The sequence below is a fragment of the Amycolatopsis sp. NPDC004625 genome (assembly GCF_040609695.1).
Classification (GTDB): Bacteria; Actinomycetota; Actinomycetes; order Mycobacteriales; family Pseudonocardiaceae; genus Amycolatopsis.
This window is the reverse complement of record NZ_JBEXKX010000120.1, coordinates 1-1,703: the sequence shown is the minus strand read 5'-3', so window position 1 is coordinate 1,703 and position 1,703 is coordinate 1. Positions and strand designations below refer to the sequence as shown.

Sequence of the window (1,703 nt, the reverse complement as noted above, 5' to 3'; positions counted from 1 at the left end):
TTCTTCTTGAAATTACTGTTTGGAGTTCAGTTACAAAGTAACTAGCGGCTACTATTGCATCATTACTTAATTGTGGCATAGAAGCGTGACCTCCGTTTCCTTTGATTGTAATGGTGAAATTAGAACGTCCCGTTTGAGTTTCTTTATTATGATAGGCAATGACCCCTGTTTTAATTGTAGTCATCACATGAACCCCGATCATATTATCGACACCGTCAAGAGCTCCTGCTTTAATCATACCTTTGGCACCACCAGGAGATACTTCCTCTGCTGGTTGATGGACAATTCTAACTCTTCCCGGAAGTTCTTGTTTTATTTTTACTAGTTCTCTAGCAAGTACCATCAAATATGCAGTATGTGCATCGTGTCCACAGGCATGCATTACTCCTGGATTGACCGATTTAAAACTTAAATCATTATCTTCAAAAATAGCAAGAGCATCAAAGTCTGCTCTCAACGCAAGAGTTTTTCCGGATTTTCCACCTTCAATATCAACGATGATTCCAAATCCCTTTCCGATAAGTTTTGGTTCACAGTCAAGTTCTTTATAAAAGCCCATAATATACTTAAATGTTTCTTTTTCTTGAAAAGAAATTTCTGGGTATTGATGAAGATGACGCCTAATTTGAATCATTTCATTCTCATATTGTGTTAAGCTAGTCAACAAATTATTAAGTAGTTTCATATGATACCTCTAAACTTTCTACCCGAATTGCTAGTTAATTTCATTGGAAAATAAATAAGTCGTGCTATCCTAATCTTAAACCACTAAGCATTAGAAAGCGCACGACTTATATGACTTATAATAGCACACTTCCAAAAGTTTTTGTTTATTTACTGACAACCATTGAGACGCTTTATCAAACGAGTGTTCCCCTTGAGGTTCAAAACCGAAAGAACGTCCATCTCGCAACATCAGATTGCTTAGTTATCGCTTGTTACCTATGGGGCGTACTGCATTTTAGTGAAACGCTTAAAGCTAAGCACCAATTGGCTCAAAGTTTATTTCCTAATTTCCTAGAATATTCTCGCTTTGTCCGCCGTTGTAATGCCCTCTTACCGAGTATCCAAGTCATTCGCCAAGCACTCGTCTTTAAAGAGGTTGAAGGAATGAGTGTATCCATTATTGACAGCTTCCCCATTCCTTTGTGTCAGCCTATTCGTAATTTCAGAAGCAAAGTTCTTGGAGATTATGCAAATGTTGGCTACAATGCTACAAAGGGACAGTACTTCTATGGATGTAAATGTCATGCTTTAGTCAGTGAATCAGGCTATGTCATAGACTACACAATTACTCCTGCTTCAATGGCTGATAGTTCAATGACCGAGGAAGTGTTGAGTCAATTTGGGACACCAACAGTCCTTGGAGATATGGGATATTTAGGTCAGTCACTGCATGATAGGCTGGAATTAAAAGGAATTGATCTAATTACACCTGTCAGGAAGAACATGAAGCAAAAGAAAATCCTTTTCCCTAATTTTTCAAAACGTAGAAAAGTGATTGAGCGAGTTTTTTCTTTTTTGACAAATCTAGGAGCTGAGCGTTGTAAAAGTCGTTCGCCTCAAGGTTTTCAATTGAAATTAGAGATGATACTTTTAGCGTATTCTTTACTGTTAAAATCAGCTAAATCACTGGAACCAGAGACTTTAAGATATTCTATCGGGTATCAAGTCATGGCTAAATAATCAACTAGCAATTCGGG

The 1,703-nt window shown here is 37.5% G+C and carries 2 protein-coding genes; one reads left to right on the top strand and one right to left on the bottom strand.

Translation table 11 applies throughout. The features are described 5' to 3' along the window. Nucleotides 1-685, bottom strand: a 685-nt coding sequence (locus ABZW17_RS46675; protein WP_354829472.1) for an amidohydrolase, incomplete at its 3' end; no start/stop codon positions are given. Between the two features lie 110 nt (nt 686-795). On the opposite strand from ABZW17_RS46675, the gene ABZW17_RS46670 reads away from it, so the two are divergent. Beyond that, nucleotides 796-1,686, top strand: coding sequence for an IS982-like element ISLll1 family transposase (locus ABZW17_RS46670; protein ID WP_043736692.1), 891 nt, complete (start codon nt 796-798; stop codon nt 1,684-1,686). The last annotated feature ends 17 nt before the right edge of the window (nt 1,687-1,703 follow it).